The organism is Campylobacter sp. P0085 (assembly GCF_002139495.1).
GTDB lineage: Bacteria > Campylobacterota > Campylobacteria > Campylobacterales > Campylobacteraceae > Campylobacter > Campylobacter devanensis.
Map to the genome: position 1 here is coordinate 74621 of NZ_MJKB01000003.1, position 21444 is coordinate 96064.

The 21444-nt window shown below is 34.3% G+C and carries 14 protein-coding genes, 1 tRNA gene and 4 rRNA genes; 1 reads left to right on the plus strand and 18 read right to left on the minus strand.

All coding sequences use genetic code 11. The annotated features are described in order from the left end of the window. Positions 1–124: 124 nt before the first annotated feature. From mreC to CIGNP85_RS04010, 14 genes are all read right to left on the minus strand, one after another. Entirely contained in the window at positions 125–871 is a 747-nt protein-coding gene (gene mreC / locus CIGNP85_RS03940) for a rod shape-determining protein MreC (RefSeq protein WP_086241748.1), read from the minus strand. Continuing rightward, positions 864–1898, minus strand: coding sequence for a rod shape-determining protein (locus CIGNP85_RS03945; protein ID WP_086225528.1), 1035 nt, complete (start codon positions 1896–1898; stop codon positions 864–866). Before CIGNP85_RS03945 ends, mreC begins: the two co-directional genes overlap by 8 nt. 10 nt (positions 1899–1908) lie before the next feature. Beyond that, on the minus strand, positions 1909–3123 hold the full coding sequence (clpX, locus tag CIGNP85_RS03950; RefSeq protein WP_086225529.1) for an ATP-dependent Clp protease ATP-binding subunit ClpX: 1215 nt from the start codon (positions 3121–3123) through the stop codon (positions 1909–1911). Further along, complete coding sequence (gene lpxA, locus CIGNP85_RS03955; protein WP_086245315.1) at positions 3123–3908, minus strand: acyl-ACP--UDP-N-acetylglucosamine O-acyltransferase; 786 nt, start codon at positions 3906–3908, stop codon at positions 3123–3125. Before lpxA ends, clpX begins: the two co-directional genes overlap by 1 nt. A 12-nt stretch (positions 3909–3920) precedes the next feature. Next, positions 3921–4367, minus strand: a complete 447-nt coding sequence (gene fabZ, locus CIGNP85_RS03960; protein WP_086228739.1) for a 3-hydroxyacyl-ACP dehydratase FabZ — start codon at positions 4365–4367, stop codon at positions 3921–3923. Positions 4368–4474: 107 nt separating this feature from the next. After that, the gene (locus CIGNP85_RS03965; protein WP_086287084.1) at positions 4475–5548 is read right to left on the minus strand and encodes an epoxyqueuosine reductase QueH; all 1074 of its coding nucleotides are present in this window, start codon (positions 5546–5548) and stop codon (positions 4475–4477) included. 5 nt (positions 5549–5553) lie between these two features. Further along, positions 5554–6072, minus strand: a complete 519-nt coding sequence (gene bcp, locus CIGNP85_RS03970; protein WP_086225533.1) for a thioredoxin-dependent thiol peroxidase — start codon at positions 6070–6072, stop codon at positions 5554–5556. Then, positions 6072–6272, minus strand: coding sequence for a tautomerase family protein (locus tag CIGNP85_RS03975; RefSeq protein ID WP_086225534.1), 201 nt, complete (start codon positions 6270–6272; stop codon positions 6072–6074). The genes bcp and CIGNP85_RS03975 overlap by 1 nt, the downstream gene beginning before the upstream one ends. Before the next feature lie 345 nt (positions 6273–6617). Next, positions 6618–6779 carry a DNA-processing protein DprA gene (locus CIGNP85_RS03980; RefSeq protein ID WP_086243637.1) on the minus strand — a complete coding sequence of 54 codons (162 nt, stop codon included), beginning with the start codon at positions 6777–6779 and terminating at the stop codon, positions 6618–6620. A gap of 1037 nt (positions 6780–7816) precedes the next feature. Beyond that, a 5S ribosomal RNA gene (gene rrf, locus CIGNP85_RS03985) occupies positions 7817–7936 on the minus strand. 448 nt (positions 7937–8384) lie between these two features. Further along, a 5S ribosomal RNA gene (rrf, locus tag CIGNP85_RS03995) occupies positions 8385–8504 on the minus strand. A gap of 150 nt (positions 8505–8654) precedes the next feature. Continuing rightward, a 23S ribosomal RNA gene (locus CIGNP85_RS04000) occupies positions 8655–11685 on the minus strand. 480 nt (positions 11686–12165) lie between these two features. Then, positions 12166–12241, minus strand: a tRNA-Ala gene (locus CIGNP85_RS04005). Positions 12242–12322: 81 nt separating this feature from the next. After that, a 16S ribosomal RNA gene (locus CIGNP85_RS04010) occupies positions 12323–13834 on the minus strand. Together the 16S, 23S and 5S rRNA genes with 1 tRNA gene alongside form the textbook arrangement of a ribosomal RNA operon. 368 nt (positions 13835–14202) lie before the next feature. Here CIGNP85_RS04010 and CIGNP85_RS04015 point away from each other — a divergent pair. Beyond that, positions 14203–14679: a cysteine permease gene (locus CIGNP85_RS04015; protein WP_086234849.1), complete on the plus strand. Its 477-nt coding sequence runs from the start codon at positions 14203–14205 to the stop codon at positions 14677–14679. An 82-nt stretch (positions 14680–14761) separates the two neighbouring features. Here the strand turns inward: CIGNP85_RS04015 and CIGNP85_RS08515 are convergent, their stop codons facing one another. The 4 genes from CIGNP85_RS08515 to CIGNP85_RS04035 all read right to left on the minus strand — a co-directional run bounded on the left by CIGNP85_RS08515 (position 14762) and on the right by CIGNP85_RS04035 (position 21428). Further along, positions 14762–15952 (minus strand): hypothetical protein, encoded by a 1191-nt coding sequence (locus CIGNP85_RS08515; RefSeq protein ID WP_086287088.1) that lies wholly within the window; start codon positions 15950–15952, stop codon positions 14762–14764. A gap of 439 nt (positions 15953–16391) precedes the next feature. After that, the gene (locus CIGNP85_RS04025; RefSeq protein ID WP_086234847.1) at positions 16392–16937 is read right to left on the minus strand and encodes a superoxide dismutase family protein; all 546 of its coding nucleotides are present in this window, start codon (positions 16935–16937) and stop codon (positions 16392–16394) included. Between the two features lie 170 nt (positions 16938–17107). Next, entirely contained in the window at positions 17108–20131 is a 3024-nt protein-coding gene (locus CIGNP85_RS04030; RefSeq protein WP_086287091.1) for a type I restriction endonuclease subunit R, read from the minus strand. 163 nt (positions 20132–20294) lie between these two features. Beyond that, positions 20295–21428: a Fic family protein gene (locus CIGNP85_RS04035; protein ID WP_086287092.1), complete on the minus strand. Its 1134-nt coding sequence runs from the start codon at positions 21426–21428 to the stop codon at positions 20295–20297. Positions 21429–21444 lie beyond the last annotated feature (16 nt).

The window sequence follows — 21444 nt, forward strand, 5'->3', positions numbered from 1 at the left end:
ATTTTGATTTCAAATAAAAACTAAGCGTAATTATATTGAATTGTAGATAAAAATCAGCATAAAAAGGAGGAAAATTTACTGTTAAATTTAGCAATTTATATTAAATTTAATCAAAATAGTAAAGCTATTGATTTGTTACAACATAAAGATAGCTTGGGACTTGAATTTTCAAATCAGTTTCTACAATTGCGCTTTTATATAGTTCTTCTTCATAAACTTTGGTAATTTTACCTACTGGAACACCGCTAAAAAATATCCCATCAAGCCCACTAGTATAAACCTCATCGCCGACTTTTGGGCTTAGCCATTGAGCAATAAATTTAACTACAATATTCTTACCATTTCCTGTAGCAATTCCTGCTATGCGCTGCTCTCCTATACTAACTGAAAATGTCGACTTTGGATCGGTTTGTAGTAGAGCAAGCGGACTGCCATCTTTATTTATCACGATTCCAGCAGTTTTACCTTGCGAGATTAAGCCATAGATTTTATTTTCATCAAATTCATCAAAATCAATCCAAACCTTATCATGATCGCCAATATTCATATATGATAGTGCTCGAACCAACTGGATATTTGGTGTAAATTTAGTAGAGTTTTGTTCATTTAATAAAGCATCAAGCTTATAAGCAAAAGCTGAAAGTAGCGTAACAGAGCGCTCTAATTCAATATTTTGTTCTCTAAGCGCTCTTATCTCGCTGGCTTGATTAAAATGTTCATTGATAGTATATATGATAAAATCCCTGCTATCTTGGTATAAAGATAGTGTAAGCTTAACCCCACTCATCACTATACTTCTAGCATAATCGCTTAAGTAAAATGATATAAAACCTAAGCAGATAACTATCAATAAGAATTTAAGTTTATTCATTGATTAATTGGTGTAAAAGCCCTATCTCTTCTAAAGCCTTACCAGTACCTCTAGCCACTGCAAGAAGTGGTTCATCAGCTACATATACAGGCAACTTAACAATATCAGATAGATACTTATCTAGCCCCCTAATAAGCGCTCCACCACCAGTTAAAACGACACCACGCTCAACTATATCACCAGCTAAATCAGGCGGCATATTTTCTAAAACTGTTTTTAACGCATCAGCAATCTCTTTTAAAGACTCTCTCATTGCCTCTCTAATATCTTCACTAGTAATTTCGATACGACTTAATAGGCCACTTACTTGATCTCGTCCTTTTATAACCATAGATAGCTCTTTAGGTAACTGGATCGCTGAGCCAATTTTGATTTTTATCTCTTCACCGTTTCTCTCACCAATTAATAGATTAAATTTCTCTTTTACATAGTTTACAATGCTTGCATCAAGCTTATCTCCTGCAGTCCTAATACTTTTAGAAATTACCAAACCTCCTAAAGATACCACGCCAATCTCAGTTGTACCACCTCCGATATCAACTACTAAACTACCTTGAGGTTCACGAACCGGCAAATTTGCTCCAATTGCTGCAGCCATAGGTTCTTCAATTAAAAAAACCTCTCTAGCTCCAGCTGATAACGCACTTTCTCTTACAGCTTTTCTCTCTACTTGAGTTAAGCCATATGGTACAGAGATAATAATTCTAGGACGTAAAAATGTCTTTCTTCTATGAGTTTTTTCTATAAAGTGTCTAATCATCTTTTCAGTCATATCAAAATCAGCTATAACTCCATCTCTCATCGGTCTAATAGCTTCTATATCACCTGGAGTCTTACCTACCATCTCCTTAGCATCCTGTCCAACTGCTAGTATCTTTTGCTTACCATACTTCTCTCTTTGAACTGCTACGACGCTTGGTTCGTTAATTACAATACCTTTATCTTTTATTAAAACCAATGTATTTGCCGTGCCTAAATCAATACCCATATCACTTGAAAAAAGTCCTACTAGTTGGTCTAAAATCATATATCCCCTTTTATTTTACTTTCATTAATAACGGCTTTGCTTCGCCATCGATTACACTTTTTGATATTATTACATCATAGCCATTTAGTTCTGGAAGATCATACATAATATCTATCATAACATCTTCCATTATACTTCTTAGGCCTCTTGCTCCGGTTTTGCGTTTAATGGCTTGATTTGCCACCTCTTTAATCGCCTCATCTTCAAATTTAAGCCTAGCCCCATCAATAGCAAAAAGCTTTTCATACTGCCTTAAAAGTGCATTTTTTGGCTGAGTTAATATTCTTATCATATCCTCGGTCGTAATTTCATTTAAAGTAGTAATAGCATGCAATCTACCAATAAGCTCAGGAATAAGTCCAAAATGCACTAAATCATCAGGCTCTACAAGACTAAGCAAATTTGTCTTCTCGCTTTTACCTCGTTTTTCTTGGCCAAAACCTAAAACATTCTTACCTAATCTTCGCTCGATTATATCTTTTAGCCCATCAAATGCGCCACCGCACACAAATAAAATATTAGTAGTATCTATTTGAATAAATTCTTGATTTGGATGTTTTCTGCCACCTTTTGGCGGAATATTTACTACACTACCTTCAATAATTTTTAACAAGGCTTGTTGAACACCCTCGCCGCTTACATCACGAGTAATTGAACGATTCTCGCCCATTCTAGCAATCTTATCAATCTCATCTACAAAAACAATTCCTTGTTGCGCTCTAGCTACATCTCCGCCAGCTGCATTTAAAAGCTTAGTTAAGATATTTTCCACATCTTCGCCTACATATCCAGCCTCGGTTAAACTTGTAGCATCACAAATGGCAATTGGTACATCTAAAAATCTAGCCAAAGTCTGTGCCATCAAAGTCTTACCACTTCCAGTTGGGCCAATTAGCAAAATATTTGATTTTGAAATTTCGGTATCATCTTCGATACTATGTTGCTTAAATATTCTTTTATAATGATTATAAACTCCTACGCTAAAGACTTTTTTGGCTCTTTCTTGACCAATTACATAATCATCTAAAACTCCCTTTAAGATCTTTGGCGTAATATCTTTATAATCCATTGCCGGTTGGCTATTTAATCCTATTTCATCACCATGAACTGCATTATATGCTGCATCTACGCAAAATTCGCATATAAATGAGCTATCACTCTCATTAGCTAAAAGTTTTCTATCATTTGCTTCGCTCTCACCGCAAAAACTACACTTTCTAGCCATTAATCTCTCCCTTTATCAAGCGGTATTCCTCGTTTTGTATTTATGATAAATTCGCACATTTTTTTAGCTTCTATAGTAGGATTTTGTCCTAAAAGTTCCAAGGCTCTATCTTTTAATCCTCCACCACTTCTAAATAGAAATTTATAAGCCCTATTAATATCCTCAACCGTATCTTTATCAAATCTTCTACGAATTCCGACTAAATTTAAACTTCTAATATAGGCTCTATTGCCCTCAGCTAAGCAAAACGGTACAACATCTTGACTAAGTGCTGAGGCGCCAGCTATCATACAACTCTCACCAATATGAACGAACTGATGAACTGGGGTAAGCCCACCAATTACAGCATAATCATCAACTATCACATGCCCAGCAAGAGTTACACCATTAGCCAAAATAATCCCATCACCAAGATAACAATCATGAGCTATGTGCGTATAAGCCATTATAAAATTATTATTGCCGATTATGGTATATCCATCACCTTTTTTGGTGCCTGAATTTATTGTAGCAAACTCCCTAATTGTAGCATTAGTACCAATTCTCACCCCACCTGTATCTTCTAAAGAGTGGCTGATATCTTGAGGTATATCACCTACTATAGCATAACTATAAATTTTACTACCACTACCAATATGGGTATCACCAATGATTCTAGCACCTTGTTTAATAGTTACATTATCACCTAAAATTGCTTTTGAACTAACAAAAGCATATGGTTCAATCACGCACCCATCGCCTAAAATTGCACCATCTTCAACAACTGCTGTACTATGAATTTGCATATTTTCTACTTATTATTTATCTACGATCATTGCCTTTAGCTCAGCTTCAGCTACTAGTTTATCATCTACATAAGCCTTACCAACTAAAACCCAAATATTTCCCTTATGTTTTAAGACCTCTAAATGGTACTCTAGTTTATCGCCTGGGCGAACCGGAGATCTAAATTTTGCCCCATCGATACTCATAAAATAAACTACCTTATCTTCTGCGTTAGCTTGTTCAGCCTCACCCATGCTTTTAAAAGCCAAAATACCGCCAGCTTGCGCCATTCCTTCGATTATCATAACGCCTGGATATATAGGATGACCTGGAAAGTGACCTTGGAAAACTTGCTCAGCAATTGTTATATTTTTATAACCTTTAATAAATTTGCTAGGTTCTAGCTTAGACACTCTATCAATAAGCAAAAATGGATATCTGTGTGGTAATATTTTTTGGATTTCAACTACATCTATCATTAAATACCTCGGAATAAAAAGTGCTAAATTGTATCTAAATTTAGCAAAATATTAGTTGAATTTTATTAATAATATTAAAAATTTTCGCTAAATTCAGATATATTTTTTTAAATTTTTACTGCTAACTCTATGCTAGAGTGGTAAATTTGGCTATTTGCTTCAATTATATATCTACCAGTTTTTATCTCATCTAGCACAATGATTGGACTAAGATTAAATTCTAAACCTGTTAGCATTTTACGCAATTTTAACTCTTTTTTTATCTTTGGGGGATTAATTAATAATTCCATTATATTTTTATATTTAAAACCGCCGATGGAGTTAAACTTAGCTAAGCTTATTAGTTTAATATCATCTTTATTTACATTAACTTGCTCGCTTAAAACCTCAATATTAAACTTAGAACTCTTAAGCTTAAAATGTGAGTAAAAGATAAAATAACTAGGTACAACATTAGTATCAATTTTTACCCTTCCAAAATGTAATCTATAGTTTAGAATCTTTTGTCTAATTAGATCAAATTCTATCCCTTTTTGTTCTAGTTTTCTTACCTTTTTATATAATTTTAAACGATAACTGATAGAACCTGGCTGAATTTGAGCGCCAAGTGGTTCACAAAGCTCGTCTATCACCTCTTCATTTTGACGTTGTTTAATTAATCCGTATATACAACCGCAGTAATTTTGATGATAGAGCTTATCCCTTTTAGCTAGTTCAAACTGTCTTTGGGTGCCGCCATTTTTTCTTAAATCCACAGCAATAGCCTCTAGATTAGTCCCTTTTATAGCGTTATTTAGTGCATTTTCTAACTGTGTAAAATCTTTTTTAGGACTCATTAACAATGTTGTAGTAAGCTTTTTACACCCTAATTCTATGGCAGCTTTTACGCTATTTCCTACACGAAATTCAAAGCAATATTCACAACGTTTACCTTTTTCTGGCTCATTTTCTAAACCCTTAGTGCCTCTTAGCCACTCTTCATACTCATACTCGCCGCAAATAACCTTTATGCCAAACTGCTTACAACTACGCTTGACATCTTTAAATCTTAGCAAAAATTCACTATATGGATGAATATTTGGATCATAAAAGTAGCCAATAATTCGCTCATTTGGATATAGTTTTTGCAACTCAGCAATAAAGTAATGACTATCGACGCTGCAACATATATGAACTAACAAATTACCTACTTTATTAAATCAGCTAAGACTTTAGCAGCATGACCAGCTGCTTTTACACTTTTATAAACTTTTGCTATTTTACCCTCTTTATCTATGATAAATGTAGTTCTTACTATGCCTAGATACTCTTTGCCATAATTTTTACGAACCTGCCACACACCATACGCTTTTGCTACATCTTTATTAATATCACTTAGTAGGATATGTTTTAAATTTTGCTTTGCGATAAATCCACTATGGCTCTTAGTACTATCTGGGCTAACTCCTACAATCACAGTATCATTAGCTACAAATTCATCATAATTTGCGCTAAATTCACACGCCTCAGTTGTGCATCCTGGAGTATTATCTTTAGGGTAGAAGTATAATACTACATTTTTACCTCTAAAATCTCTTAAACTAATACTTACTCCATCGCTATTTTCTAGACTAAATTCTGGAGCCATGTCACCAGCTGCTAAAATTACTTTACGATCAATATCTTCTTGATTAAATACTGTAGCTTCTTTTATTTTTTCAGCCATTATTTACCCTCTTTCATAGCTTGAACAGATTTACCGCCAAAATATGTTGCATCACTTCTAATCTCATCAAAATTTATAACAACTCTTTGAGGATTTTTGCCTAGATCATTTACCATTATATCAGTAATTTTAGTTGCGATTTCATCTAGTTTTTGACGACTTGGCATTGGGTCTGAAAGCTTAATATTTATAATTGGCATATTTTTCCTTTAGATTTGATTTTGAAATTTAATTTAGAAAATTATATCTAATATTAAAAAACAAAAGATAAAGATAAATTTGGATAATTACCACATATCAATGTTTTTATAATTATTAATAAACATTTTAATATCTAGTGTAAAAATATGTCTTGCAAATTCAATTCTTAATATATTTAATACGCTTTTATTTTAATATTTTAGCAATCCTAAATAAAACTCAGCGATATAAATAGTATAAAAGAATAATATTTATAATCACTATATAGTAAATTTTAAATCTCTTTACACATCCACTCATTTGTTCTTTAAAATTTAAAGCATCTTTATAATATCTACTAATAATCAATCCACCATTAATAGATATTGGTTTGCCAAATCAGTATTTTGTTTAGGGATAATCTCTTTTATACTACTTGGTAAAATCGTAATTGTTAGCATATTAAATTTAAAAGCAGCCCTATGAGCAATACCATCACATATAAATGCTAATCCACTTGCAATCACGACTCCATTTTTTTACAAATTTAGAAGCAATATATACAAACACTCATCATCCTAACATTTTTAACTCTAAAAAAAATCAATACCATCTTTTAAATTATTCACGCAAACCTAGCTATCTCTAAAGCGCATTTTTTCATTATTAGCATATAGTTCAGAAACCAAACAAACATAATATGAATGCTTAAAAGACCATTTAAGCAAATCAATATTTGATAAAAAAGTATAGATATATCTAAAACATATATTTGAAGTATTATTTGATTTGCAAAAATCCTCTTTAATAGTATAAATAAATCTAGCAGGATTCTTTTTTAAATTTTCACAATCAACACGTAAATTACCAATATAATCTAAGCTATAAAAGGCTTTTATATTTTTAGATAAAAATCATTTCTACTAATTGTAAAATCAAATATATTATATTTTTGCATATTTTATCCTATATAAAAATTTGATAATATAATTTTACTTCACGCATTCTTGCATTTTAAATTTCAATTGTTTCATCATCATAAACAATAAGATTATTAGGAACCAAATTTAAATTATTGCTCAAATTATAATACTTATTTCTGCTAGAGTTATAATAGATATAAGAAAAATAATTTTGTAAATCATAAAATTTTATAAGCTCATCAGCTCTATTTTTATTAGTATTAGTCAATAAAATAATTCTATTTGTTTTATGCAATTCTAATATTAGATAATATAGTAAATAATTTACTTTTGTTAAATTAAATATTTAGAATAAATTTGTTCTTTATACTCTTTTATTTTAAGTAATTCTACTGCAGATAATTGATTTTCCAAACAGTTGTTTAAAGTTTTTATAGTAACTCTATTAAGTGAGACATTCCAAACTTATTGCTTAAAACATCTTTATATAATATAAGATTAGTATAATTAGTATCTAATAAAGTTCCATCCAAATCAATAACAAGAATACCTAAAGGATTAATAATATAAGCCATAAAAACACTAAAACATCTAAGCTTAACAACAGATTAATAAATATAAGATATAAAGAATAAAAACAAAGCTCACAGCAACCTACTTTTCCAGCATCCCAGTAAGGGAGAGTATCATCGGCCATGAAAAGCTTAGCTTCTTGGTTCGAGATGGAGCAAGGCGTTTCCTAATCATGTATAGCCACGAGCAGTGTTAAATAAAAAATTACTTCATCTTTTATTTTTTTCTTATAGAAATTCTAGAATTCCCTAGATAAATTGTAATTTCTTAATTAACAATGCTACTTCACTTGCTTTCATCAAGCCATACTCAAATGTCGCCATAATTTATCCTTTTCAAAAATGTCAAGCCCTACTAAATCGGGCTTGGTCATTGGTATAGCATAAATCTGTCTAATGTTAGATAAATTTATGCCTTTTATGCGGACTGCGAGAACAAGACCCCCCCCACTTGGATTTATAGTCTTGTAGCCACAATAGCAACAAATATAACTTGCCATTTTGATCTCCTTTTAAAATGAAATAAAAACTATACTCTACCTTTTTTAAACTCAATTTAAAAAGATTAATCTATAAATAATTCTATAAAACATGATTAAAAGATAAAAAGAAAGAGTATTAAAAAAGATTTTAACAAAGCTCGCAGCAACCTACTTTTCCAGCATCCCAGTAAGGGAGAGTATCATCGGCCATGAAAAGCTTAGCTTCTTGGTTCGAGATGGAGCAAGGCGTTTCCTAATCATGTATAGCCACGAGCAGTGTTAAATAAAATATCATATAGTAAAGATAATACCTTATTTAACACTGCTTAGAGTATTAAAGCTAAAAATCACTAAGCTTAATATCTAAAAATATTTTAAAAACCTAAAAGGATTATATTTTATCCTTAACAAGGAAGTGATGCTTATAAGATAAGCAAACGAGCTATTAGTACTGGTCAGCTAAAGGACTCTCATCCATTACACACCCAGCCTATCAAACTAGTAGTCTACTAGAGCTCTTAAAAGAAGATTCATCTTGGAGTTGGCTTCGAGCTTAGATGCTTTCAGCTCTTATCACATCCCAGCTTAGCTACTCAGCGATGCTCTTGGCAGAACAACTGATACACCAGTGGCTGGTTCAACCCGGTCCTCTCGTACTAGGGTCAACTCTCCTCAATCTTCTTACGCCCACGGCAGATAGGGACCGAACTGTCTCACGACGTTCTGAACCCAGCTCGCGTACCGCTTTAAATGGCGAACAGCCATACCCTTGGGACCTGCTCCAGCCCCAGGATGCGATGAGCCGACATCGAGGTGCCAAACCTCCCCGTCGATGTGAGCTCTTGGGGGAGATCAGCCTGTTATCCCCGGGGTACCTTTTATCCTTTGAGCGATGGCCCTTCCACACAGAACCACCGGATCACTAAGACCGACTTTCGTCTCTGCTTGACATGTACGTCTCGCAGTTAAGCTGGCTTATGCCTTTATACTCTACGAACGATTTCCAACCGTTCTGAGCCAACCTTTGTAAGCCTCCGTTACACTTTGGGAGGCGACCGCCCCAGTCAAACTACCCACCAGACATTGTCCTACCTAAGGATAACTTAGGCTAGTTAGCTACCCAAATAAAGAAGAGTGGTATCTCAACAATGGCTCACCATAAACCAGAGTCTATGGATCAAAGCCTCCCACCTATCCTGCGCATCTTTATCCAAATAGCAGTGTCAAGCTGTAGTAAAGGTCCACGGGGTCTTTCCGTCTTGCCGCGGGTAGGAGGAATTTTCACCTCCACTACAATTTCACTGGATCCCTCTTTGAGACAGCTCCCATCTCGTTACGCCATTCATGCAGGTCGGTATTTAACCGACAAGGAATTTCGCTACCTTAGGACCGTTATAGTTACGGCCGCCGTTTACTCGGGCTTCGATCAAGAGCTTCGCTAATGCTAACCCCATCAATTAACCTTCGAGCACCGGGCAGGCGTCACACCCTATACATCCTCTTACGAGTTAGCAGAGTGCTGTGTTTATGGTAAACAGTCGGGAGGGACTCTTTGTTGTAACCTTCTTTGCTTTGGGAGTAAATCTTAATACAAAGTTAGGCACACCTTATACCGAAGATACGGTGCTATTTTGCAGAGTTCCTTAAAGAGAGTTCTTCCACGCGCCTTAGAATACTCATCCCACCCACCTGTGTCGGTTTACGGTACGGGCAATTATTACTAAACTTAGAAACTTTTCTTGGCTCGATAGTATCATGGATTCTCCATCTACTCCGAAGAGCGTCAAGAGCCTTTGAGGTCTCGGATAGAGAGTTACGGATTTGCCTATAACTCAACCTACGCCCTTAGACTAGCACTTCCATCCGCTAGCTCCATTAACTTTAAGCGTCCTTCCATCGCACATAATAATTGGTATTGGAATATTAACCAATTTTCCATCGCATACCCCTTTCGGACTTTGCTTAGGACCCGACTAACCCTACGATGACGAGCATCGCGTAGGAAACCTTGGGTTTACGGCGAAGGGGATTCTCACCCCTTTTATCGCTACTCATGCCTGCATGCTCACTTCTATCCGCTCCAGCACTCCTTACCGGTATACCTTCAACGCTGAATAGAACGCTCTCCTACCACTTGCACTTAATTCTAACTACTTCTAATTACTTTAGCTAAACTATTTTCTCATAATTTAATTTATATGAGTGCAATTAAATTATGAGAAATATAACTTAAAAGCTCATAGCCAAATTTATAATTAGAATTAAGTGCAAGTCTAAAGCTTCGGTACTCATTTTAGCCCCGTTATATTTTCCGCGCAGAATCACTAGACCAGTGAGCTATTACGCTTTCTTTAAAGGATGGCTGCTTCTAAGCCAACCTCCTGGTTGTTTCAGTAACTCCACATCGTTTTCCACTTAAATGAGATTTAGGGACCTTAGCTGTTAGTCTGGGTTGTTCCCCTCTCGACGACGGATTTTATCACTCGCCGCCTGACTGCTGTGATTACACTTTGCGCATTCGGAGTTTGATAGGGTTTGGTACATTGGTGTATGCCCTAGCCCATTCAGTGCTCTACCTCACAAAGTTACTACACAACGCTATACCTAAATATATTTCGGAGAGAACCAGCTATCACGATGTTTGATTGGCCTTTCACCCCTATCCACAAGTCATCAGGAGCCTTTTCAACGGCCGTCTGTTCGGTCCTCCACTGGCTCTTACACCAGTTTCAACCTGCTCATGGATAGATCACATCGTTTCGGGTCTGCAGCATCTGACTATACGCCCTATTAAGACTCGCTTTCGCTACGGCTCCGGGTTTCCTTAACCTCGCCAGACACCACAACTCGCAGGCTCATTATGCAAAAGGCAGTCCATCACCCTGATAAATCATAGGGCTCTGAATGATTGTAAGCAAATGGTTTCAGGTTCTATTTCACTCTGATCACCTCAGTTCTTTTCACCTTTCCCTCACGGTACTTGTGCACTATCGGTCTAGTAGTAGTATTTAGGGTTGGATAGTGGTCTACCCAGCTTCAGACAGGATTACACGTGTCCCGCCCTACTCAGGATACTGCTAAGTATAAACGCACTTTCATATACGGGAGTATCACCCTCTATGCTTAAGCTTTCCAACTTATTCTATTAGATTGTTTAAGTCTATATTGCAGTCCTACAACCCCACTAGCAAGCTAGTGGTTTGCCCTCTTACGCTTTCGCTCGCCGCTACTAGCGTAATCTCGTTTGATTTCTTTTCCTGTTGGTACTAAGATGTTTCAATTCCCAACGTTCGCTCCGCATTGCGGTAGTATATATCACTATATACTGGGTTGCCCCATTCAGAAATTCCCGGATCAAAGCCCCTTGACGGCTCCCCGAGACTTATCGCAGCCTGGCACGTCTTTCATCGCCTCTACTAGCCAAGGCATCCACCATTTGCTCTTAGTAGCTTACCTTTTTTAATTAGATTATTGATATTCTAATTCGCATCACTTCCTTGTTAAAGATAAAAATAGATAGCTAATCTTAAAATATAAAGAAGATTTTTACTAGATTTTTTTACTACTCTTTTCTTTTATTAAAGATATGGCTATTAGATTTATAATATTTGAATTTAAATTTAATAAGACGGAAAGTATTAACTACTATTAAGTAAGTTTTAAAGCTTAATAGCTTGTGAAGTTAATATTTATAAACTATATCTTTTATATTATTGGGATAACAGTGTTTGATATAGAATATTTGAAATTAAACTAAATTCAAAGCTCTAACAAGTCCTGTAAAATTGTTTTAAATATTAAAACTTGATTGTGACTTTTAACAATGGTAATTTAAGTAACTTTAGACTAAAGTCTAATCAGAAAGTTTAATATAAACTCTCTGATTAGACTTTGATTAATAAATTTCTATTATTCCTATCTTTTAAATTTAAACTATGGTGGAGAATAGCGGGATCGAACCGCTGACCTCCTGCGTGCAAAGCAGGCGCTCTCCCAGCTGAGCTAATTCCCCTTGTCAATCTCTCAAACCTAAACAAGTGTGATTGAGACTCCTCTTAAGCGATAATTGTGAGATTATCACTTTGTACTCTAGAAAGGAGGTGATCCAACCGCAGGTTCTCCTACGGTTACCTTGTTACGACTTCACCCCAGTCGCTGATTCCACTGTGGGCGGTAGCTAGTTTAGCATTCCGACTTCGAGTGAAATCAACTCCCATGGTGTGACGGGCGGTGAGTACAAGACCCGGGAACGTATTCACCGTAGCATGGCTGATCTACGATTACTAGCGATTCCGGCTTCATGCTCTCGAGTTGCAGAGAACAATCCGAACTGGGACATATTTTATAGATTTGCTCCATCTCACGATATTGCGTCTCATTGTATATGCCATTGTAGCACGTGTGTCGCCCTGGGCATAAGGGCCATGATGACTTGACGTCGTCCACACCTTCCTCCTCCTTACGAAGGCAGTATATTTAGAGTGCTCAGCCAAACTGTTAGCAACTAAATACATGGGTTGCGCTCGTTGCCGGACTTAACCGAACATCTCACGACACGAGCTGACGACAGCCGTGCAGCACCTGTCACTAAGTTCTAGCAAGCTAGCACCCTCGTATCTCTACAAGGTTCTTAGGATATCAAGCCCAGGTAAGGTTCTTCGCGTATCTTCGAATTAAACCACATGCTCCACCGCTTGTGCGGGTCCCCGTCTATTCCTTTGAGTTTTAATCTTGCGACCGTACTCCCCAGGCGGTATACTTAATCCGTTAGGTGCATTACTGCCATGACTAGCATAGCAACAACTAGTATACATCGTTTAGGGCGTGGACTACCAGGGTATCTAATCCTGTTTGCTCCCCACGCTTTCACGCATTAGCGTCAGTTGAGTTCTAGCAGATCGCCTTCGCAATGGGTATTCCTGGTGATCTCTACGGATTTTACCCCTACACCACCAATTCCATCTGCCTCTCCCTCACTCTAGATTATCAGTTTCTCAAGCAGTTTAATGGTTGAGCCATTAGATTTCACAAAAGACTTGATAATCCGCCTACGCGTCCTTTACGCCCAGTGATTCCGAGTAACGCTTGCACCCTCCGTATTACCGCGGCTGCTGGCACGGAGTTAGCCGGTGCTTATTCCTTAGGTACCGTCAAATTTCTTCCCTAAGAAAAGGAGTTTACGCTCCGAAAAGTGTCATCCTCCACGCGGCGTTGCTGCTTCAGGGTTTCCCCCATTGAGCAATATTCCCTACTGCTGCCTCCCGTAGGAGTCTGGACCGTGTCTCAGTTCCAGTGTGACTGATCATCCTCTCAGACCAGTTATGCGTCATAGCCTTGGTGAGCTATTACCTCACCAACTAGCTGATACAATATAGTCTCATCCTATGCCGAAAAAACTTTCCCAACTTAACTTGTGTTAAGAAGGAGTATGGAGTATTAGCAGTCATTTCTAACTGTTGTCCTCCAGCATAGGGCAGATTAACTATACATTACTCACCCGTGCGCCACTAACTCATAAGAGCAAGCTCTTACTTGTCCGTTCGACTTGCATGTATTAGGCACGCCGCCAGCGTTCACTCTGAGCCAGGATCAAACTCTCCATAAAAATACTTTACAAAATAGTAAAGTAACTATTTATTATGAAGTTTTAATCTAAAAACTTTATATCTGTTATATAAGTATTGAATCTATTATAATATAATAAGATTCTGGCTCAATCGATCACTTGTTTAGATTTCAAAGATTGACTATAAAAGATAGTTTAACATTATAAAAATTAAAAAACAAAAACGATAGAGAAATGATTTAACCAAGCTTTTCAGAAGGTTAAGGTGTTTCTCAATTCGTGAGCTGGAATTATATAAGAGATATGCTTAAAATAAGATTAAATATTAGGGAAAATTCTAAAAAATTTAAAAAAATTTGCAAATTTGGTTAAAAATTTAGTAAAATTAATAAAATTTTGGAGAAAATATGATTAAATTTACCTTGCCATCAAATACTTTTTTAGATAATTATGTATTAAATTGCGAATTTGCAAACGCATGTAAACTTTCAAATGGTGCGTATAAATTCTGGAAAGGTATTGTTGCAGCAAGTTATCAAGACTCTAGAACGCTCTTTTTACATAAAAAATCGATCCCGCAGAAATATCAATATGCAATAAATTATTGCTCTAATTTAGATGGGTTTGTGTTAGCAAGTGCATTTTGCTCATTTACAGGTATATCTAACTCGCATTTAGTAGCTTCTAATAACTCAGCTCTTCATAGTATGCTCGAGATCAAAATGGTTGATAAATTTAAATTCGTTAATCTAAAAAAACTCTATGATGATCTTGATCTTCCATATTCAGCCCATATTTATATCGAAAAATGTAAATATTTTTCACCTACACCATTTGAAAAGAGAATTAAAATCACTGAGACTCTTTGCTTGGGATACTACTAGTACTTACTATAATCATATAGTAAAATTTTGTCTCTTGAATTTAATAAATTTACATTATATTTTAAGAATTATAAACTATTTTCTAAATTTGCCCTCTATTTCTATGCTCCTTTTTAATCCTCATAACTTCAAATATAAATTTAACATAACCACCTTTATACCAGTTTTTATGAGCTTTTATAAGGGCATTTCCTAGTTTGTAGCTTAGATGGTTTTTCGTGTTTAGGGCTTTTTGGTATTTATTCTCTAAAATAGATATATTTGTATTTTGTTTATCAAATTTATCTTGCATATTTATGAGTTCTTGCTCTTTTTGTGCTAGTTGTTCTTTTAATGCTTTTATCTCTAGTTCTTGTGAGGTTGGCTGTGGTGTAGGTTTTGGAGCTTGTGAGGTTGGCTGTGGTTTAGTTTCATCTATCTCTTCAAATTTTAAAGATTTAAATTTATTTTCATATTTAGGTAAAGGGATATCATAAGGCATATCTTTAAAATATGCAAAGCGATTTTTATTTTTATTGCAATATATTGCATTATATACAAATTCTAATTTTTCTTGTGCTGTGTTTAGAGAGTCTAGCTTTTCTTCAATTGCTTTAGGAGATAAGAATTCGTTTTGGTTGTAGGTGTATTTGAAATCATTGTTTGGAATATAGTTATATTTATTTGTTTCTTCTAAATCCCAATTATGCACACACTCTCCTCTCCAAGAGATATTTTCTTTTACCTGTTTAATTGGATTGCCAGCATTAATAGTATTAGAATAACAAAGTTTTGTAACTACACTTTTTGTGCCAATAATGCTTCCAGAAGCAACGAATGATTTTTTGAGAAATGCTACTTCTTGTCCAACCCATACATGATCTCCTATATAAATGCTTTGAGTAGGATTGATACGTTTATTGGTAATATTGTCGTATATTAAATGTGGATCCGCATTTCTAAACCAAATCGTATGCGAGAAAAGACATTGATCTCCTATTATAATGTTTTTTCTTTCAGATAGCAGCAAAGATCTTTGTCCACTTGGATTGCAATAATTATTGTTACCCATATAACATACAGAATGAGAATGAATAATGATATTTATCATTTTTAAGCCATCTCCTAAAAATACTAAGCTATTATCTTTAAGAGTTATACATGTATTTTTTAGAGTACATTTTGGAGATAAAAATAATATACTATTTTTGCCTTTAAAATCTAGTTTTAGATTTACTTGCTTAGATAAATCTCCATAAATTATATTCCCATTTTCTCTTATATGTTTTTGCATCTATATCCTCCACGCAATCTTCGGCGGTAGATTATCAAAAAAAAAAAAAATGAAATTATAAAAATAGATTAGTTAATTTATTTAAGATTAAATTTATAATTAAAAAAAGTTGTTTTGTTAACAAATTAATGATTTTAAATTTTATTTACCCCCCCACCTATAAATATCTACAATGACATGTACTTATTTATTTAAAATAGCCATAAAAAAGTATATATTCATTGTAAACTATTATATATGGTAACAACCCTCACCTACTCCACTGGCAACAACACCATCGCAGCTCTAAGCTCAGGCATTATAGCCCATAATCCAACCGGTGGATTGAGTTAAAATAGATAGATTAACGAGCGGATTGAGTGTTAATAAAATAAATTTAATTCAAGAATAAATCAATAATAAAAAGTAGAGTTTTAAGCCCTAAAAAGGGCTTAAAGGTTTATTTAATAACGCCACACGCCATTCTAGCGCCGCCGCCGCCAAGTGCTTTTGGATGGTCGCTGTGATTGTCACCACCGATATGAACCATCAAAGAGTGGCCTTTTAACTCGCTTAAATCTTTTATTTTAGGTGATAAAACAGGATTTGTCGCAGTGCCATCAGCTGCTACATATAGCGCTGGTAAGTCGCCTTTGTGGCCTTTGTCATCCCAAGGTAAAGAGTGATTACCGCTATTTGTTGGATCCCAGTGGCCGCCGGCTTTCATACCTAAGCCCTTGTCGGTTGCGCCACAATCAGGATTTGCATGGACATGAAATCCGTGTAAGCCTGGCTCTAAGCCTTTAAGATCAGGGAAAAACGCCACGCCGTAATTTGTTTTAACCGCTATTACGCTACCTACTGGAGTGTTTTTGTCTTGTCCTAGTAGATCGACTTTTATCTCGACATGATCTACGCTTTTAGGATCAAAAATTGTCATATTAGCCGCTAATAAACTAGAGCTAGCAAGCATCAAAGCAGATGCTACAAAACCAAATTTTTTCATAATTTTCCTTTAAAATTGAAGTATAATTCATTATAACCAAAAATTATTAATAAATTAAGATTTTTAATACAAAATCCAAATTTTACCTATAAAATAGCCAAACCACGCCAAAAAGTATAAATTTTAACGATTTTTAGAATTTAGCCTAATACCCCTTTAAAAGCCACTTTTTATACACCCAATCCAAAATATTTATCAAAGAATTTCAATAATTTTTCGATTATGGCTTGTTTTCTTTCATTTCTATTGCCGCCGTTAAATCTACCCATAGGTGGTAGTATTTTTTCTATATCTGTTCCTATTGTTTTGACCTGACCATCTCTAAAAGAGCTATCTATAAACTTTCTCGTCTCGCTCTCTTTTAAATTTTCTTCTTTTATTAAATTTTTTAGATCACTCTCCTTTTGTTCTTTGACAAATTTCGCCCAATCTGTCATTACATCTGTATCGGCGTTAATTTTATTGATAAATCCATCTATTAGATCTTTTTTGGATCTTAGTGACATGCTTGCTCTAATCGCTTTATCGATTGAGCTTCGTATCTCTTGGTCTTTGCAATTTGATTTATGATATTTTGTAACTAGCATCAAAATATAATCTATATTTACCTCCAATTGCCTTACAAGCTCCATCTCAAATACCAAATCATCTTTTATACTTTCGCTATCTTCTGATTTTGATTTGAACTCCTCATTGAGATCTTCATATTTGCCAAGGTAATTTTGAAAATCCCCTTCGCTTAGTATCTCCATGCCTTTGAATTTGTCAAATGATGATAGGATATTTCTTAGTCTTAGAATGCTACCAAAGGAGATTATAAAATCCCTTTTGGCTGATTCTCCTATGATCTGCTCTTCTGGTGGATACTTTTGGATAAGCTGGGATATTTTTTCTTCATAGCCCATAATATGCTTTTTGTCATCATCATACCCATAATAGTAATCTTCAAAAGATCTTAGCAGCACTATCCCGCTCGCATTTTTATCGCCAAATAGGGCTATAGCGTCATTTGTCTCTTGCTGTAAATCTCTAAAACATACGATATTTCCATAGGATTTTACAGAATTTAATATCCGATTTGTTCTTGAAAATGCTTGTATCAATCCATGTTGTTTTAGGTTTTTATCCACCCATAATGTATTTAGCGTAGTAGCGTCAAATCCTGTCAAAAACATATTAACAACGATCAATAAATCAACTTCTCTTTTCTTGACCTTATCAGAGAGATCCTTATAATAGTCTTGAAATCCATTGCCTTCAGATGAGAAATTTGTTTTAAATTTTTTATTATATTCACTTATAGCAAAATCCAAAAACTCTCTTGAGCTTTTATCTAGTAGCTCCGTCTCAAATCCCTCATCATCTATTATCCCATCGGCCCTGTCTTCTTCATTAGCCGCAAAAGAGAATATCGTAGCGATGGTTAAATCTTTTTGCTTTTCTTCTAATTGCTTTTTAAATTCCAAATAATATTTTTTAGCCATATCAATCGAAGCGACCGCAAACATCGAGTTAAATCCATTTATTCTTTGACCTTTTAAATCATAATATGAGCTTCTTTTTGTCTTTTGGTTAAAATGCTCGATTATGTATTCAACTATTTTTTTAACCCTCTTGTCATCTGCCAATGCTCCTGCCTCATCGATCCTTGCAACTTCTTTGTCTTTTATACCATCTTTTTTCTTAATTGTATTTACATAATCAATTCTAAATGGCAAGACATTCCCATCATTTATAGCATCAACAATGGTATAAGTATGGAGCTTATCCCCAAAGGCTTGCTCAGTGGTACAAAAATTAGGATTTGATTTATTAGTAGCATTTTTAGCAAAAATTGGCGTCCCAGTAAATCCAAATAGATGATAATTCTTAAAGCTCTTAGCTATCGATATATGCATACCACCAAACTGCGATCTATGGCACTCATCAAATATCAAAACCAAATGCTTTTGAAATGCCGAATGCTTGGGGTTCCTTTTGACAAATTCGCTTAACTTTTGGATAGTTGTAACTATGATTTTAGCGCTATCATCTTCAATCTGTTTTTGTAGTATTTTGGTATTTCTATTGCCATTTGCCGCACCCTTTTCAAACCTATCATACTCTCGCATCGTCTGATAATCCAAATCTTTTCTATCAACGACAAATAGCACCTTATCTATATAGTCTAATTTACTTGCGAGTTGAGCGGTCTTAAATGATGTTAAGGTCTTGCCAGAGCCTGTAGTATGCCATATGTAACCACCAGCTTCTATCGTTCCCATTTTTTTGTAATTTGTGCTTATTTGAATTTTATTTAGTATCCTTTCAGTTGCGGCTATTTGATATGGACGCATCACTAGCAATAACTCTTCAGCTGTAAATACGCAATATTTGGTTAATATATTTAGTATCGTATGTTTTGAAAAAAATGTCTTAGTAAAATCCACTAAATCGGGTATTGTTTTATTACTCGCATCAGCCCAGTATGAAGTAAATTCAAAGCTATTGCTTGTTTTCTTGCTTCTATTTTGTGTTTGGGTGTTTTCTTTTATATGGCTCTCTCTTGTGGTGTTAGAATAGTATTTTGTATTTGTGCCATTTGAGATTACAAATATTTGTATATACTCATATAGCCCACTACCAGCCCAGAAGCTATCTCTTTGATATCTATTTATCTGATTAAATGCTTCTTTTAAGGCTACTCCCCGTCTTTTTAACTCTATATGAATCAAAGGCAATCCATTAACCAAAATCGAAACATCATAGCGATTTTCATAGTTTCCGCCCTTTTCTACATATTGATTGATAACTTGTAATATATTATTATGGATATTTTTCTTATCAATTAGATAGATATTTCTACTCGTTCCATCATCTTTTTTTAATACTTGGATATGGTCTTCTTGGATTTTTTTGGTTTTTTGGACTATTCCATCATTGTTATTAGCGATACTATTTTTATAAAATCTATCCCATTCATTATCACTAAATTTATAATCATTCAATATCTCTAATTGAGCTCTAAGGTTACTAATAAGCCCCTTTGAATCATTGATTTTTAGATATTCATAGCCTTGCTCGCTAAGCATTTTTATAAATTCATTTTCTAAGGCTGCTTCGCTTTGATAACTATCAGATTTTTTCTTTAATGGTTCATACTCAGCCACCACAGTAGAATTGCTCATTTCCATAACTATATTATATTTATTCATATTATTTTCCCATTTTTAATTTTATATCACAAATTTTTTGATTTTTTCGTGATATAGATTTTTATATCACAAATTTTTTGATTTTTTCGTGATATAGATTAATAATCTTTATTAACCTAGTTTAGACCCCAGTTAAATCATGATTAAGTCACTTTAAAATCTATCATCGAAATAAATTAATATATTTTTCAAAAACAAAAATTTGATTTCTGGTATATCCTGTAACTTCTTTTATTATACCCTCACTTAATAATACTTTAACTATACCATTTATAGTAGTTAATTTAATTCCAGTTCCTTCTACAAGTTTATTTCTAGTAACTTGCGGTTCATTATATAAAAAATCTACCACTTTTTTTACATTTTCAGTTTTAACTGGAAATTTTACTATTTCATTATCAATTTCTTGTGTAAATTCAACAACTTTTTTAAATTTATTTTTTGCCGTTTTTGATGTTTCTATAACAGCTTCTAAGAAAAATTTAATCCAACCTATAATATCATTATTAGTTCTAGCTCTAGTTAAACAGTCGTAATACTCATCTTTATTTCTTTCAATGTAATCTGAAATATATAAACATGATTTTTCTAGCATTCCCTTACTTTGGATATATAAAAGTATCAATAATCTTCCTATTCTACCATTACCATCCAAAAATGGATGAATTGATTCAAATTGATAATGTAATATTGCGATTTTAATTAAGTCAGGAGTATCTACTTCTTCATTATTTATAAACATTTCAAAATCAGTTAACAAATCTGCAATTTCTGTATGTGGTGGTGGGACATACACCGCTTTACTAGGCATACTGCCACCTATCCAATTTTGAGAAATTCTAAATTCTCCTGGAGTTTTATGCTCTCCACGAACTCCTGTCATTAAAACCTTATGTATATCTCTGATCAATCTTGTACAAACCGGAAAACCGTCTTTTACTCTTTCAATTCCATAGTTAATAGCTTTTACATAATTTTGAACTTCTTCCCAATCATCTCTTTTCTCTGGATTAATATCTGCTATGTCCATCAAGTCTTCTTCTATAGTTGTTCTAGTTCCCTCAATTTTACTTGATTTATTTGCTTCAATCTTTACATGCATTTTAATGTATAAATCCACATTTGGAATTAAAATTGAATATGCGTTTAGCTCGCCAATTTGCCTATTCGCTTCAGCTAGTAAATTATCCAATTTTGTATCATCCCAACCCCAATTATAATTAATCTTACTGGGAATAAAAGCTTTATATGTACCCATATTTATATGATTTCCTGATTTATAATCTTCTAATTTCATTGCAACACTCCTTTAA